This is a genomic window from Variovorax sp. YR750, from assembly GCF_900109805.1.
In the GTDB taxonomy this organism is placed as follows: domain Bacteria; phylum Pseudomonadota; class Gammaproteobacteria; order Burkholderiales; family Burkholderiaceae_C; genus Variovorax; species Variovorax gossypii.
On record NZ_FOBJ01000015.1, the window covers coordinates 19,293 to 34,571 of the forward strand.

At 62.4% G+C, this 15,279-nt stretch carries 12 protein-coding genes; 1 reads left to right on the plus strand and 11 read right to left on the minus strand.

Going from position 1 to position 15,279, the window contains the following annotated elements; all coding sequences use genetic code 11:
• Positions 1–9: 9 nt before the first annotated feature.
• Positions 10–801 carry a hypothetical protein gene (locus BMY35_RS26960; RefSeq protein WP_143080738.1) on the minus strand — a complete coding sequence of 264 codons (792 nt, stop codon included), beginning with the start codon at positions 799–801 and terminating at the stop codon, positions 10–12.
• Positions 802–961: 160 nt separating this feature from the next.
• Between BMY35_RS26960 and BMY35_RS26965 the strand changes: the two genes are divergently transcribed.
• The gene (locus BMY35_RS26965) at positions 962–1,627 is read left to right on the plus strand and encodes a hypothetical protein (RefSeq protein ID WP_093206074.1); all 666 of its coding nucleotides are present in this window, start codon (positions 962–964) and stop codon (positions 1,625–1,627) included.
• A 488-nt stretch (positions 1,628–2,115) separates the two neighbouring features.
• On the opposite strand, the gene BMY35_RS26970 is transcribed toward BMY35_RS26965, so the two are convergent.
• The 10 genes from BMY35_RS26970 to BMY35_RS27005 form a co-directional block, all read right to left on the minus strand.
• Entirely contained in the window at positions 2,116–2,373 is a 258-nt protein-coding gene (locus BMY35_RS26970; protein ID WP_093206076.1) for a hypothetical protein, read from the minus strand.
• 202 nt (positions 2,374–2,575) lie between these two features.
• Positions 2,576–3,400, minus strand: a complete 825-nt coding sequence (locus BMY35_RS37885; protein WP_143080739.1) for a chymotrypsin family serine protease — start codon at positions 3,398–3,400, stop codon at positions 2,576–2,578.
• 234 nt (positions 3,401–3,634) lie between these two features.
• Complete coding sequence (locus BMY35_RS26975) at positions 3,635–4,948, minus strand: ComEC/Rec2 family competence protein (protein ID WP_093206078.1); 1,314 nt, start codon at positions 4,946–4,948, stop codon at positions 3,635–3,637.
• Between the two features lie 210 nt (positions 4,949–5,158).
• A complete protein-coding gene (locus BMY35_RS26980) occupies positions 5,159–5,875 on the minus strand; it encodes a DUF2272 domain-containing protein (RefSeq protein ID WP_177213706.1) in 717 nt (238 codons plus the stop codon).
• Between the two features lie 19 nt (positions 5,876–5,894).
• Complete coding sequence (locus BMY35_RS37890; RefSeq protein ID WP_143080740.1) at positions 5,895–6,710, minus strand: hypothetical protein; 816 nt, start codon at positions 6,708–6,710, stop codon at positions 5,895–5,897.
• A gap of 8 nt (positions 6,711–6,718) precedes the next feature.
• Positions 6,719–8,533 (minus strand): S8/S53 family peptidase, encoded by a 1,815-nt coding sequence (locus BMY35_RS26985; RefSeq protein ID WP_143080741.1) that lies wholly within the window; start codon positions 8,531–8,533, stop codon positions 6,719–6,721.
• Between the two features lie 252 nt (positions 8,534–8,785).
• Complete coding sequence (locus BMY35_RS26990) at positions 8,786–9,592, minus strand: DUF7281 domain-containing protein (RefSeq protein WP_256229741.1); 807 nt, start codon at positions 9,590–9,592, stop codon at positions 8,786–8,788.
• Positions 9,589–10,824 (minus strand): hypothetical protein, encoded by a 1,236-nt coding sequence (locus tag BMY35_RS26995; protein WP_093206083.1) that lies wholly within the window; start codon positions 10,822–10,824, stop codon positions 9,589–9,591. The genes BMY35_RS26990 and BMY35_RS26995 overlap by 4 nt, the downstream gene beginning before the upstream one ends.
• Positions 10,821–11,558 carry a condensin complex protein MksE gene (locus tag BMY35_RS27000; protein ID WP_177213707.1) on the minus strand — a complete coding sequence of 246 codons (738 nt, stop codon included), beginning with the start codon at positions 11,556–11,558 and terminating at the stop codon, positions 10,821–10,823. The genes BMY35_RS26995 and BMY35_RS27000 overlap by 4 nt, the downstream gene beginning before the upstream one ends.
• On the minus strand, positions 11,545–15,261 hold the full coding sequence (locus BMY35_RS27005; RefSeq protein ID WP_093206085.1) for an ATP-binding protein: 3,717 nt from the start codon (positions 15,259–15,261) through the stop codon (positions 11,545–11,547). The genes BMY35_RS27000 and BMY35_RS27005 overlap by 14 nt, the downstream gene beginning before the upstream one ends.
• Positions 15,262–15,279: the final 18 nt, after the last annotated feature.

The window sequence follows — 15,279 nt, forward strand, 5'->3', positions numbered from 1 at the left end:
GAAAAAGGCTCATGGCATCCTGGGGACTGCACCCATTGCCCCTGGGCAGTGAAACACCGTGCCCGTGTCTACGGGGGCTTCGGGCCACCGCTGCACAGGGAGCCCGTGAAAACTGATGCGGACCATGGCTTCGTCCTCGATGGCAGAAGATAGCAATGGATCCAGGCGGTCATACGGAATGCACCATTCGGGCGGCTCATCCAGAACGAAGAAGAAGCTCAAGGGATAGAACTTCAGCAGGCTGAATACTGCGAAGGCATTCCAATAGTGCAAGCTCAGTCCTGCACCCTTCACGAGCACTTGGTCGTTGTAGGGGTAGATCCAGTAATACAGCTTGAGGCCGGCCGGGAATGCCGTACTTTCGTCGAGAAAGTAGTTCGTCAACTCATCCATCATGGTGCCGACTCTGTGTTCGCCGACGCCGTGCGCCAGGAGATGCCCCACGACACTTCTGACCAGCCGATTCACCTTCGATGGGACGTACATCGTCGGGGGAAGATGCAAGGCCGATTCAAGATACGAGCGAATCTCCCGGGTAAACGAAATGAGCGTCGGGTCGTAGTGGATTCCGAGGCGTTCGTTGTTGCACTTGGCGCAAAGGGTGCGGAATTTCACCCCGTTCTGGGAAATGCGTCCTGACTTCTTGGGCCTCTCGACGCCGAGCAGGTCGGTGAGGTTGAGCATCACGACCTGGCTCAGCCGGGACACACCTTTGGGTGGAATGTGATCTTCGGTCAACGCTTGCGTGATTCCGCAGATGTTGCATGGACCAATCCTCGCTCCTCGGGTGATGATGCGCATCCGCCCAGTGTCCCCCAGAATTGCCTCGGGCTGCCTCGGCGGTCCAAGGAGCGATGCGCGCATCGGTGCGCCCGGGATGCCGCGAGCATGGGGGGCACCGCTCCCTTCATCGCCAGAACATGGGATGGCGGAAGAGTAACCAAAGATTACATTCAACCGCATGAAGCTGCTCCCCCAACCCCGGTTCGTGCTCGTGCTCTGCGCCATCATGCTGACGACCGCCTGCGGGCGGGCGACGCTCCCGGCGCTACCTTACCCAGCGGTCCAAAGCTCCAGCCTGTTGAATCAGTATCTGCTTGCGCTGCGTGCGGCGGAGAAACGGCAGATCGCCTACCCCGACGAGCCACTGTGGCTGCGCGACGAAGGCGGCAGGAGCGTCGACACGGTCCTGAATGCGGACAATGCGGCAATGGTGTTTTACGGGCTCTCTCACGGCGCTGGCAATGAGCGCATCATGAGCGAAGTCTTGAACTCGCTGGCGCCGATGCTTCAGCGCTACGAAGTGGCTTTCGCGAAGAGTCAGGGCAAGTGGTACCAGGACGAGTATGTCGAGACGATCGGCGTGCAGCTCGCTATGTTGTCTGCATTCCAGCCAAGGCTCACGAGCATCCCGCCCGGTCCGCAAGAGATGGTTCCCACGAGTCTGTCCACGCCCGTTCCTGCCGCGGTTTCGGACAGCGCTCAGCAACTCCTGCAGTTCTACAAGGCGTCGCAAGTCGCATCCAAAGAAGAGATCATCGCGAGTGCCACCGAGCTCGCGAACTCGGAGCGGCTGAAGTCACCGGCAAGACAGAGACTTAAAGTGCTTCTCGACAGATATCGCTAGTGGCTCGCCATAGTGGCGGGGCAGCACGGGAAAGATGGATCGCTGCGTCCAGCAGTGGTGCTTGTGCCCATTGCAGGCCCCGCCTGCACCGGGATTCTGTTCGACCGGAGCTGCCTGGACGGTAATGTCGGTGGCCCGATGGGCGAACTTGGACCAAGTCATCCAGCGGATGGTTCTCATACGTCCTGGGCAGACCTCCAAACGCTATGGCTGTAGAGCTCATCGGCAGGGTGTTGCGCGCGTCTGCGCCGCGAACAAGAGTGTCTTGCGAACGATCTGAGGGATCTGGTGCTCAACGCCGTCCAGGGCGAGCTGAGGCCGAGGGCTGCAGGGCAGTTGTCGACGCCTCCAACTGCGATGGCCTTTCAGCCCGGTCCGGCAGGTGACGAATTGCCCGCACGACGAGCACCGTGTCGGGTGGCGTGTACCAAGGGACAGGATCCGGTGTTACCGAGACCGGTGAGAGCCTGAACCCTTCTTTGCTCAGCTCAGGACTTTCTCGTGATTCGTCGATCGAGGAAGGCGACCAAGTCGTCGCGCTTGAAAGGCGCCTTGCCTGGGTAGCTTTCTAGCGCCGAAGAAATCACGTCCCGATTCTTGTTGTTGACGGTATAGGCGTGATCCTCAAGGTACTTGTCGATGAAATACTCGACTTCGTAGTCCTCTGTCATCGACACATAGATGCGATCCAGCTTGCCGATATATTTCTTGTTGTCGTGCGTCGACCAATCCCCGAGTGCTGTCATCCTGTTGCTCCAAGTGACTCGTAGGCTCAGTGTATCTGTTTGGTTCGGTTCCGGTAGCACATGAATCCGCGATGTTGATGGCCGATGCGTATCTCCGAGGTTCGTCGACAGTACTGCTGCTAGGTGACACTGTCTTGGCGGTCCTGCCAGGGTTCCCTGCAGGTGATGTAGACCAGGCAACGGACCGCCCTAATGACGAAGGTCACTCCAGATCGATCTCGAGCGCGTCCAGTACTGCGGAAATGGGATTGGCGTATGCGTACGAGCCGTTGTCTGGGCAAGCGAACAGGAGACCGACGGCGCTGTTGTCGCCTTTGGTCAAAACCAGCGCACCGCTGTCGCCTGGTTGTGCAAAGACAAGCTGGCCAGGCCGCGGGCGTATGCGCAGTTGGTCGACAAACTGAGCGAGCCGAGTTGGGTCTTGTCGGTTCAGCGGGACGAGAACATCGATGGATGGGTCATCGATGATTCCTGTCGTGCTTCCCGTCGTTCGCCCATGCTTGTGCACTCGTGTTCCCAAGGTGGCGCTTGCCGTGCCCTGGATCGCGCCCAATGTGCAGATTCCCGGATCCATTGCGTTGGTTGAATCCAGCTTTGCGAGGGCGGCGTCAATGCGGTTCGAGCCCGTTGCGCTTTCCAGAATTGGGACGAAGCGATGAAGGCCTGCGAGCCGGTGTGCAATTGCAGTTCCTCCGTCATTCGTCGACGGCTGCAGGATTGAGGAGTCGAGCGCTGCCGATCCAAAGTCTGCAAGCGTGTGGCAATTGCCGAGAACAAACCGATCCATGCTCTCTTCGAGGCGCCGGGATACACACCGCGCGGCCAGCGTTGCGGCCTGGATCGCCTCGTGCGCACCGCTGATGCCGCCTTGCGCAGGACGTTGCTCACGCAGTTTGCGCAATGAGCATGGCGATGACGCAGCAAAGTAGGCGGGTGCCGCCTCAACGATGTCCGTGGGTATTCCGTCGATGTGTTCCGGTAGGCAGCTGGCGTGCGCAAGAAGGTGGCGCGGCAGCTTCTGGGTCACATACAGTCGAACGCAGAGGGTCCTGGTGGGCTTTCCCTCCACGAGCTTGCGGCCCACGCCCACCGCATGCAACTGATGGCCAGAGTGCTGGACCGCTTCACGAACGCGAAGCTGAGCGGTCCATGCGTGAGGCGATATGCTCGCAGCAGCCCTGAACTGTCGCTCAACCAGCGTCTGCTTCGCTTCAAGCAGGTCGGGGGGGACTTGGGACGGATTTGCTCGTGGGCGCATCGCTCAATATCCGGTCTCGACCTGGAGTGTCCCGTCTTTCGTTGCGATCACTGCGATGTTGCCGTCCCATCCAGTGGTGTAGATCGCTCGCTCGATGTCGAGCATTCTGAATTCGGGTGGGGCCTTCGTCGTTGGATTTCGACCTCTGACACCTACAGGAACGCTCTTCGGCGTGCGTGCCATCGTGACGCCGACCTGCGCATCGAGAAGCATGCGGATCGTGTTTTGATGTGGATGGGCAAAGCTGTAGGCGCTGAACGTCGCCTGGCTCAACGATGGGTCGCCTGCCTGGATGATCGCAATCTTGGGTGTCACCGCAGTCATGAGTGCTTCGGTCGTGGCATTGTGGGAGCCATGGTGGCCGACCTTGAGCACGTCAACGTCGAACACACTCCTGTCAGCCTCGTAAGAGGTGAGCATCGCCTCGATGCCTTCCTTTTCCAAGTCGCCAGTGAAAAGAAAGCTGACCTTTCCGAATTCGACGCGCAGCACTACGCTGTCGTTGTTGGCATCGTTGGCCCACCCCGTATTCAGATCGACACGACCCCACAGCGCCATGATCTTGGGATCCACGCCCCCGCTGGACCGGCAATCGATCGGGTCGATGACCGGGCTTGTCATGCCCGCGACCGACGTGATGTCTGCCTCGGAGAGGCCGATGTATCCTGCGCCTGTGTCGGCGGCGTATTTTTGCAGCTTGCGCTGGTTCGAGATTCCCGAACCCTTGTCGGTCGCACCATTGTCAATGACGTTTTCGATCGTGATCTCGGGTTGAGCTTCGAGCAGCGCGGTGACGCCGTCGGTGTGATCCTTGTGCGGGTGCGACAGCACCACGAGCTTGAGGGTGTTGGCCAGATCGGCGCGGCGAAGGAAGAAGTCCTGCAGGTAGTCACGAAGGCGATCACGACCCACGACCTCATCCGTCGATTCACCACCGGTATCGATCAACACCGCGCCGCAGGAAAACTCGAGTAGCACCGCATCCCCCTGTCCCACATTGATGAAATGCGCCACCATCTGGTCGGGTTTGGCCTGGGACGCAGGGAGCGCTGACGGAAAGGCGATGCCTGTGGAGGGTGGAGGCCCGATCGGTGTCCGCCTGAGGGCATCGGATCGAGACGGCGTGAGGTTTCCGGTGACGCTGCCACGTTGCGGCGGACCATCTCGGCCGCTGGTTGCCACCGGTCCGGCCACATCGGGCGCGATCGATGACTCGCCTCGACTGATCGAGGTCGACGAACATGCTGCGAGCGTCAAGCCGAGTGAAAGCAGGCATGAGGCCAGTACCACTCGCACGAGGATCGATTTCTGTCGCATGGTGTTCTCTCCAGTGTTGGGATTTCACAGGTGAGGGTGCGCGCAGTGCTGCGTCGCACGGCCGGACTACAAGCTGCTTTGGGAAAAAAGCGCTCTGCCGTTGCACCCCGATGGGCGCTCGTCCGGCCAAGCCCGGCGGCCGGCACTACGCGATCGGTCATCTCACGCCGGGCAGAGGAGTCGCAGACCCGGGCAGCGACGGAGACATCTTCAGATCCCCTGGTAGCGCAGCACAGCAAACCAGGTCAGGGATCGATCCGCGATTCTTCCGCTCGCATCCAGCGGAACGACCTTCTTCATGACCGAGTCGCGGACGTTCCCGCCGATCACCTCCACGGCGCCAGGCGATGCCGCGACCACGAGGTCGCTGTGCGACTTGTAAGAGCTGGTGCGCGTGAACCACTTCTGGGCCTCGTCGAATGAGAGCGCCTGTCCATCCTTGTCGGGGCGCGCATAGGCGATCAGATCGCCAACTTGGGGTGTCGCCCTCGGATCCGTCACCCTGAATGCATGGAAATTGAACTTGGCCGTGCCGGCCCCGGCCTTGACCGCCTTGCGGATCCACGTGCTGTGATTTTCAGAAAAAGGAAATTCGGTCTTCTGGTAGCCGGCTAACATGAAGAGATAGGAGATGAATACAGCCGACCAGGCATATTGGTCGTCCTGGATGGCCGCGGCCGCAGGCATCGCGCCTGCGGCCGGGCAATAGGTGTCAAGCACGTACTGCGCGCGGGTGGCGTCGTCGTCCTTGTCGCGCTTGGGAATCAACGGTGCCTTCCCGCGCAAATCCCACGCGTGGCCGCCCCATTTCGTCCATTCGGTAGTCGCGTTCGAGATCGCACCTGAAATGACTCCAGCCATGACGACCTCCTTCTTGACCTCTGTTTGGAATGCACCGATACCCTCGAACCACGCGCGCTGTTTCACGCGCGGCGTCGAGGTGCGGTCAGCGCGGCGGATTGATCTTTGCCTCGTCGGCGGCCGAAACCCAATCCGTGACGGTGCCTGCAGATCCCGCCGAAACGCCGGTCGGAGAGAGCTTGCGCAGCACGCCGGCGACATAGAGTTCCTGCGAGCTCGAGATCTCCAGGGTGTTGTTGTCTGTCAGCTTGGCGGAAACGCCCAGCGAGCTGGTCGCGGCCTTGGCATCGAACGCGGCCTTTGCGCTGACCGCGTTGTTGCCTTCATAGGTCAGCACGGCCCGGAAACCCTTGATCTTCCACGCGCGGCCGACAACAAAGCGGTTGTTCAGCTCGACGCCGCTCAGGATCGAGCCACTCGGTGGCAGTTTCTTGAACTCGTCGTTGAAGCGATCCCAGTAGGCATCTTCCTGCACGATGCTGCTGACGCTGACCTTGGCCGTCTTGGCGTTGTTGAGCGTCGTCTGTATCTCGCCGGATACCGGGTAGACGACGGGCTTCACGCTGCCGCCCACCTGAAATTCGATGCCGGACTTCACATCGCCCGAGCAGGCGACTTCTACGTTGTCGAAGACGACGTCCTTGCGGACCGTGACATCGGTCAATTGCGACATCGGCCAGTAATCCTTCGTCGTCGCGTCGAGGGACCAGATCGAACCGACGCCATTTCTGTTTGCCGCTCCGAAGTAAAGCGGCTTTGATCCCTGCAAGGCGCTCGCGCCACATGAGGAAAGGACGCGCTCCCACGATGCCGCGGCATCTGGTGATTTGCCGTGGTTGCAGGATGCTCCCATCAGCGACAGCCCAATGATCACGGCCAGGGGGGAGTACTTGTATGCCATCGGTCCTCCTATTCGGAATCGAACAATCGCTGGATACTGACCGGTGCGGAGCCCGGATCGGCCGGAACCTTCAGGCGGCTCTTGAGCAACTTCAGCCCCAGCTTCCGGGTCCAAGTATCGCCCTCGTTGCTGAGGGCGGAGTCCCTGGCCGCAGAGAGCCAGGCAAGGCGCGGCGCTGAAAAGCTCGTGCCGCCACCGAGGCCGGGGCATGCCGAGGAGGGGGCGCTGCTCAATCGACCGGGGAAGGCGGCGATGTTGGCGTCGGAGTTTTCTGCGTCCCATAGCTTGCCGAACACGGAGGAGCCGCATGTCAATCCACCTGATGCCTCATCGCTGTTCATGACCGCGAAGACCCGGCGGCTCATCGTCGCCTCGCTGGCGAAGAGACGTCCACCGCGCACGAAGTCTGTGCGATCGTTGCCGGCCGCGGCGAAGATCATGTAGCTGCTCGAGATGGGCAGCGATGGAGGCGCAGCGAACTTCGTGAAATTCCAGGACAGGCTGATCCAGAACCGTGCTTTGACCTGGGCCTGACCCGCGGAGGTGACGGGTCCGATCTTCGCGTAGGTGTCCAGCACCCGGATGAGGCCGCTGACAAGGGGTTCATAGATCCGCACGACATCGTCACCGGGTGTCCAGGGTTCCCTGAGAGCGATGATGGAGGTGATCGCGTTGTCGGCGAAGCTCCTGGCAATGTTGATTTCTTCCAGAGTGGGCTTTCTGCCGAAGCGATCGCCTCCCTGGAGCTGGACGATCTGATCCAGCGCGATCAGCTCCCGGAAGAATTCACGCGCGCCGGGCTGGCCGGGCCGCAGGGGAAGATAGACAACCTTTACGCGTGCACCCGGGTCCAGCGCAACGAACTCCCGCAGCGAGCGCAAAATCATGCACGCGTGCGCGTGGGTTGGTGGCATGAACGAGGCGGCTTTCTGTTCAGGCTCGAAGCGTGGCATGTTTGTGCCGGACAGGCGCAGCCCGGTTCTCACGACATCGAAGATCCGCCGCATGGTTCGCAGTGCGACGAGCTGCTCTTCGTGCGTCGGCCATCCGGTGTCAAGCACGACCAAATAGCGCTCCATTGCAGAAGACGATTCACGGAACGCCTTGCCGATGAGAGCCTCTTCCTGGGCGGAAAGCACCTTGGCGGCTGTGTCGCTGCAGTTGTCGGAAGCGTCAGCCAACTGGATTCCGGATTCAGCTCCGGCGAGCACAGGAAGCCCCGTCGCAGTGGCTCGCTTCACGACTTCCTGCGCATCCGTAGCCAGGTAGCGATCGATGCGCGTGAAGTTCAGCGAGTCGGCGATCGGATCGGTGATGCTCACGAGCCTCGTGTACGCGAAAGCGGGTGAATCTCCCGAAATCGCCGGAAGTGTGTTGACCACGGCGGAACTGTTGGTGACCACCGGCCCGTCGAACAGGCCCGGCGTTGGGGCTCGGCTGGTCATCCGGGGGAGGTCGGGGACAAGGACCTTGCCCCATGGCAGCCGTGTTGCATCTGTGGCGCCGTTGAGCGCCAGGATCCGGTTCTCGACGGCGGCATAGGCATCCTTGGAGTCGGAGGCTCCGAATCCATACAGGCGCTTGATCAACGCGGAGGGTGAACTGCCCTGTGCAACTTGAACGGTGACCGCGGGTGCAACTTGGAGTACAGCATTCAGATGCTCGGGGTCGCTGAAGGAACGCGTCTGGGGAGTCCAGACGATGGCGCTGAGGTCGTCCAACGATTCGCCATGAGAATGTGCAGCAAAGCAAAGCAGCAGGCACCAGAGCCATACTTTGCGTTTTCTGCCGTGCAGCAGATCATTCCTCGAAACCAGCTCCATTGGAGCCCTCCGGCTGAATGTTGCAATGACGTTTCGCCGACGGCCCTGCTCAGACGGTGTCATCGGCCAATGCTCAGAATGCCTGTGCACTGTTGGTCATCTCGCGCCGGAGCACCATCGCTATTTCATGTGATGTGCCTGAAAAAGTCTCTGTGATCGGCGAAGCGCCGTTGCAGCAGTTGCCTGCGCGTGGCAAATGCAAATTGGGCACAGTTCAACCTCACCGATTGGCGGATCTGATTCATCATCCGCTCAGCGGGGAAAGCCTTCCTGATTGAGGCCCGTCGCAAGGCTGCGCAGCCGGCCCCAGGCGAGAGCGATTTCGGCATCATCGACGGCGTCCAGATGCGCCGAACTGTGCTGGTAGGAGTTCGCGTAGAGGTGCGTGCGCTTCTGAGCCAGCACAGCCTCACGCAACGCCGGCCAAGGCGGCAGACAGACGGCCTCTCGCCGGGGCAATGACGCCGCCATCGACAGTCCCTTGGGGTCGAAGTCGAAGAAGGCGAGGGTAGGGCGCTCGTCGTGCGCGAGCAGCCTTGCGGTCGCATCGGTTCCAAAGAGACGCGGACCACCCCGATAGAGGGCCACGCAGGGCCGTCCCTTCACGTGCTCGTTCAGCCAGGTGAACTCGTGCAGCTGCAGCAATGGCTCCAGGTTTTCACACACCAGCAGCACCTCGTAAGGAACGGCCAAAGCCTGGCTCCACGGCATGGCCACGAAACAGCCCTGGGGGTGCATGGCCGGGGCCGGATCCGGGAAGTTCAGGAGCACCGCGGCAACCAGTGGCTGTGTCACTGGTGCCGCGTTGAGCTTCTCCGAGGCTGCGCCTTGGGCACTGCTTCGCGGTCCTGCCGCCGCTGGTGCCTTGAGGGGATAGCCGCGGGAACGCAGCAGGTTCGCGGCGCGCTCATGATCCTGCGACGTGTAAAGGACCCGCGTTCGATCAACCCGACCCACGCCTTCGATGTCCGCCAGCCGACGGGCGATGGGGCCGGCGTGCCGTTCGGCAGCCATGGTAGCGATGAGATTACGAAGGAAGGCGACCTGCGCATTCGTCATTGGGCGTCAATTCCTTGTGTCACCGTTGTCCGCCGAGAACTGACCAGAGCGTCACGGAAACTGTGGGCGAATTGTTCCCCCTCGCGCGGCGGATCGGGCAGGACCTCCACCTTGAAGTTGCGCGTGCGCATGCCCAGCACCGCATACACGAGCCAGATGTCGCTGCGCAGCGTTCGCGCATCGGCATCGGTATCGCGCCACTGGGCCAAGGAGATCGGTGATTTGGCGACCGCAGCCGCTCGCGCAAGCCTGACCATCGCCTTGGCTGCCGGCGAGGGTTTGCGCTCGACCGGTGGATCCTCCACCAACGTGTAGCGCTTGGGGGGCTCTGGATCCTCGACCTCCAGCCGTCGGGCTGGCAGGCTCTTCGCGATCGCTGCCATCTCGTCGGTGATCGAGCGATCGGATTCCATCGGCTCCACGTGCGGTGCCAGCGCCGGTAGCCGTGCCGCCAGCAGGAAAGCAGGAATGCTGTCCGGCAAGTCAACGTCGAAGCCGCGCCATGCCGGCTGCTGGCGCAGCATCATGTCGGTGCGAGCGAGCAGCTTGTGCTGACGCTCCACCTCTCGCGTGCGATAGAGTTCCTTGCGGATCTCGGTCTGCATTTCGGAAAGACTCGCCTGCCAGCCCATGAGGCGGGTGAGAACGCCGCGGCGCAGGTTGATCGCCAGTTCGTCCAGACCGCGGGCACTGGCTTCCCGCTCGATCCCTTCGGACACCCGCGCCAAGCGCACCAGGTCGCTGGCGAGATAAGTTGTCTGGTTCTGGTAGTAATTGTTCTGGCTTCGCTTGGTTGCCAGGGACTTCACGTTGCCGAACCGCGTGCTGACCAACGTTTGCAGGATCAGCAGGTTGCGCTCCACGCTGTCCTCGATGTCGTAGATGCTGGTGCTCATCGATTCGAGCAGGCTGCTCAGTGCTTCCTGATCGACTGCGAAGCGTTGCGTGTCGATCTCCGTCCACAGCGCCTGCATGTGCGTGATCCGGGAGCCGATCTCGGCGAGGCTTTGGAACGCGGGGATCAACTGCAGGTGATCGTGCAAATACTCGCGCAGGCGCGGGTGCAAACGGTAGCCGCTTTCGCCAACGGCGCGCAGCGCGCTGGCCTGGCGCAGGGCAGAGATCGAGGCAGGTGAGACCTCTTCGGAGAAGATCAGCCCGCTCAGTGCGGCCTCGACGAGGTCAGCGTGCTTGTTCAGCGCCTGGAGGACATCCTTGATGGGGGAAGTCACGGCCCAGGCTCCCCTTCCGGTCCGCCGCCGTCGGAAGCGGGGGCTTGCGGGGTGTCGGGCACCGGGGTGGCCGCCGTACCTGGGGCGGCCTCGGCGGGACCGGAGTCGATGCGCAACTGCTCGACCACCTCGTCGACCACGTCGTCATCGGACAGGTGAGGGGTGTTGGATGCGATGAACTCGATCAACTGGTAGAGGTAGTCGATCTTTCCAGTGACCTTGTAGCCCTTGGTCGTCGGATTCGTCTCCACGACATAGCCCTCGGTCTCCAGCTGGACGAGCATCTTGCGCACCCGCTCGTTCGTCGACTCGCCTACGCGCGCGCCATGGATGTCGCGCATTTCGATCACCCGGCGCTCCAGCGTCGACGACTGACGGATCGCTTCGCTGAGCTCCGACTCCCACAGCATGTCGCCGGAGTGGATCTGCGGGTCGCGCCCCTGGGCCTGCCGGATCGATTCGAGGATTGCGACCACCGGCTCGAGCTTGCCTCGAACGTTCTTCAGTTCCTCACGGAACTGGGCGCGCATCTCCGTCGTGGCCACCGAGTGCGCCATGAAGAACGCGCCCTCATCGTGCAGTCTGGCCAGCCGGTAGCCGATCGCTTCCAGCCACCGCTCGGCTTGTGCCCGCCCGTCCATATCCTGAAGGACCTCGTATTCATCCGGGTACTTCGCCTCGCAGACGAAACAGCCCTCCGCCAGGCGTTTGAGCGCCGCATCAAGCCGTGGCATGTTCTTCCTCCTCAAGATCGAAGTCGGTGATGTCGGTGCGCGAGGTCTGAATGGAGCCGTTGCTCTCGAAGACGCACAAACGCGGGAAGTGCCTTGCAATCTCAGGATCGATGCTGGGCGAAGCGCTGATCACGTCGATGTTGTGGGCATCGAGCGTGTCGAGGAACGCTCTGAGGTTGTCCGGGTCGTACCGGCCGACCTCGTCGGCGATCCATGTCACCCGCACCAGGGACTTCGGGCCGCGGATCATCTGCACGAAGCCCATCAGGAACATCGCCACGATGAGCGCGGTGTTGCCGTTGGAGGAGATTCCGCGGAATTCTTCCTCGTTCGTGATCAGGCGCGCCTTGCCGTTTTCGATCAGCGAGCATTCCAGGCGCACCTGATCGCTCAGGTTGACCCGGAAGACGCCGTCCTCGGGCAGGAGATCCCGGAAATTGCGCATCAACTGAACGTCCTCGTCCCTGGGCAGCTCGCGGTCCTGGCTCGCGATCGAGCGCAAGGTGGAGCCGCGGCTGTTGCCGGTGTCGCGCATGGCGCGCAGTGTCTCAAGGTAGTTGATCTTGCCGACGCCGGAGCGCACGGTCACGGAGAGGTCGCGAAAGCGCGCGAATGTCGCAGTCTCCTTCAGCGCCTTCTGCAGCTCGGTGTTGAAGCTGGTGATGCGCCTGTCGAAAAGTTCAAGTTCCTGCACGAAGGTGCTGGCGATCGCGAAGTAGCTGTGCATCTCCTTGTTCATGGCGTCCACGTAAGGACCGTACGCGGTCACGCCAAACCACTCGATCACGCTCTCGGCCTGTTCGATGCAGACCTGGTGCTCCAGCAGACGCTGCGGGTCGGTGTGTTCATTCTCCCGCATGTTGAGCCAGTCAGAGACGGGACCCGAGCGCTCGGTCATCGCGTTGCGCAGGGCGCGCACGTCCTTGCGCAATTCGTCCATGTCGCGCTCGAGTGCGGCGAGCCGCTTTTGCACCTCCGCCGCTAGGGAGGGGACGCTCCAGTCGATGTCGAGGCTCTTGGGGACATGGGAGAGAAAGTCCTTCAGCCTGCCCGCGAGCAGCGTGTCCAGCGCATCGATTTCTTCTTTCCTGCTCTGGATCTGCCGATCGGTGTCCGCCAGCGCCTGCTTCGCCTTGACCTCCAGGGCGCCCACCTGGTCCACCGCTTCGTTGTGCTGCCGGCGCGCCAGCTCGAGTCGCCGTTGCCTTGAAGCGAGCTCGATGCGCTCGGCCTCCATGCGAGGAGCGACGCTGCGCTGGAACTCCCGCCATGCACGAACGTGGTGCCGGTTGTTGCCGATGGCATCCAGCCGTTCGCCGGCGGCCTTGATTCGGTCGCGCAGCCTCTGCATGCGCACCGGATCCACGCCTCGCCCCTGCGCTTCGAGGGCGACATCGGCCTCGATGCGGGCGATCTGCTCGTCGCGTTGGGTCTCGGCGTTCGCGCGCTGCGCCTGGAGTGCATCTCTGGCCACCTTCGAGTCCGTCGCCAGACGCTGAAGCTGGCCGGCGAAGTCCGCCTTGAGAAGCTCCACAATGCGGCCGGCTTCCTGTGCCAGCGCGCGTTCCTCGGCGCCGAGGCCGAAAAGCTTTTCCTGCAGCTTGTCGAGGTCGATCCGGGCCCGGCGGGCGCAGTCATCGCGCTGCTGCTTGGCGTGTCCTTCCCACCTGGTGAGTGCCTGTTGGGCGTTGTCCTTGGCTGTCTTTGCGAGGGATTCTTGCTGTTGAAGGTGCTCAAGGGACTGCTGGGCTTCGGCGCGCGCGGTGCCGGCGCGCTTGGCCACGGCGCTGGCTTCCTTGTGCGCGGTGGCCAAGCCGCGGGCCGCCTCGGCCAGGCTGCGCAGCCGCGCCTGCACCTCCGCCATATCGACCCAGGCGGGTTTCCCGAGGCCGCTGGCATCCAGCACGAGCGAATTGAGCAGGACCTCGCCTGACTGGGGCACCTCGATGGGCGCCAAGCCTACGCGGGGATTCAGGTCCGTCCGGTTCAGCAGCTCGGGCGCCAGCAGTTTCGCGCCTTCGGCCCAGATCTCCTCGTCCGTGGCCCGCAGGAATTCCAGCAGCGAGCCACGCGGTGGCGTCAGCTGCTGCTGGACTTCGGTCGTTTCGACGCCGTTCGCAGCGATCGCTCGGTCGAGCTGGGCGACCTTGTCGAGGGCTTGCTCGGCCGCGGCGCGGGTATTGGCGAGCGATTTCTCCTGCTCCCGGCGCGCCGCTTCCGCTGTGCCGAGTACTGCCTGGGCATCCTGGAGCCCGCGTCGGGCGGACTGGAGGCTTTCCATGACCTCATCGGGCTCGGTGGGGTGATGGATGAGCGCCTGGAGTCGCCCCTTGTCCTCAACAAGCGCAAGGCGCTCGGCGGAAATCTGCGAGGCCCGCTCGGAGGGTTTGATTCCTTCGAGGGCGCTGGCTCGCTGCTCGGAGATCTCCTGGCGTTGCTCGCTTTCCTGGGCGACGGATTCATTGATCTGCCGGTCGATCTCCTGGACGCGCGCGAGGTGCGCGCTGACGATGGTGGCAGTTCGTTCGCGCAGCGTGGCCGACAGGTTGCCGGCCTCCCGGTCCAGGGGCTCGAGCTCGGCCCTGGCGTTTCGCTGGTCTTGCAGGATCTCTTGTTCCGCCTCTTCCTCGGTGGCAAACGCTTCGATGCCGATACGGGCAAAGAAGGCTTGCTTTTCGTTCGCGGCGTCGACCTCCTTCTGCTTCGAACCGTGGTCGGACTCGGCCTGCTGCGCGTCGTTCTTCAGCACTGTGATCCGATGGCTCAGTTCGGCGCTTTCCGCTTCGAAGGCGGACAGGAGCGCGGTTCGGTGCCTTTCCTTTTCTTTCAGCTCATCTCCCGCCTGCGTACGTGCTTCCTTGACCGCCACGTGCAGGCTGCACAGGGCCATGTGGTGGTCGCGCAGCTTGGCCACGCCGCCGGCCATTTCCTTGGCCTTCGGCGCGTGCCGCATCACCGCGGTGAGATGCTTGTGGTCGTCGATCCAGCGGCCGACGTCGCTGCGGTTCTTCTTCAAGGTGCGCTGATTGACCTCGCCGCCGCCGAACTCGGTGTCCGAGACCCGATCGATCACGATGCTTTGCAGATCGCGAAAGGAGATCTTCTCGTTGGCCATGGCCGCGGCGATCTGGTCCAGGTGGCGCAGCGGCCTCGGACCGAGGGCGTGGCGCGCAGCCAGGCGGCGCAACTCTCGTCCCTCCTTCGTCGAAAGGTTCTCGGACAGGATGACGGAGCGGTACTGGTGCAGGAAAAGCTTCGGGCTGACCTCGATACCCATCGCCTCGACGCGGGCCTTGAACGCGTCGCGCGTGACGAATTGGCGGTTTTCGTCGTAAAAATACTGTTCTTTGTAGGCCCCGTGCAGGATGTGGAACTGAGGGGCGTCTTCGTTCGGGCGGCAGTGGACGACCACGGTGCGCAGGTCTTCCTCGCTCTCGCGCTCGTACTCGAACGCCACCGCGCTGCTGGGGTCCGGGAGCACGTGGGCCACCATCTTGGCGTGACCCGTGCCCCGCATGATCTGTTGAACGGTGGCACCGTAGAAGAGAGGCAAGAGGCGAAGGAAAGTTGTCTTGCCCACGCCATTGACGCCGATCGCCAGCACACCGCCGCGTGGGTCCATGCTCACGATCCGTCCCGACGGGACGCCCTCTTTGGGGTTGCGGATGTTGATGCCGATGATTCGGCGAAGTTGATGGGGCATGCGCTCCTCACATGATGG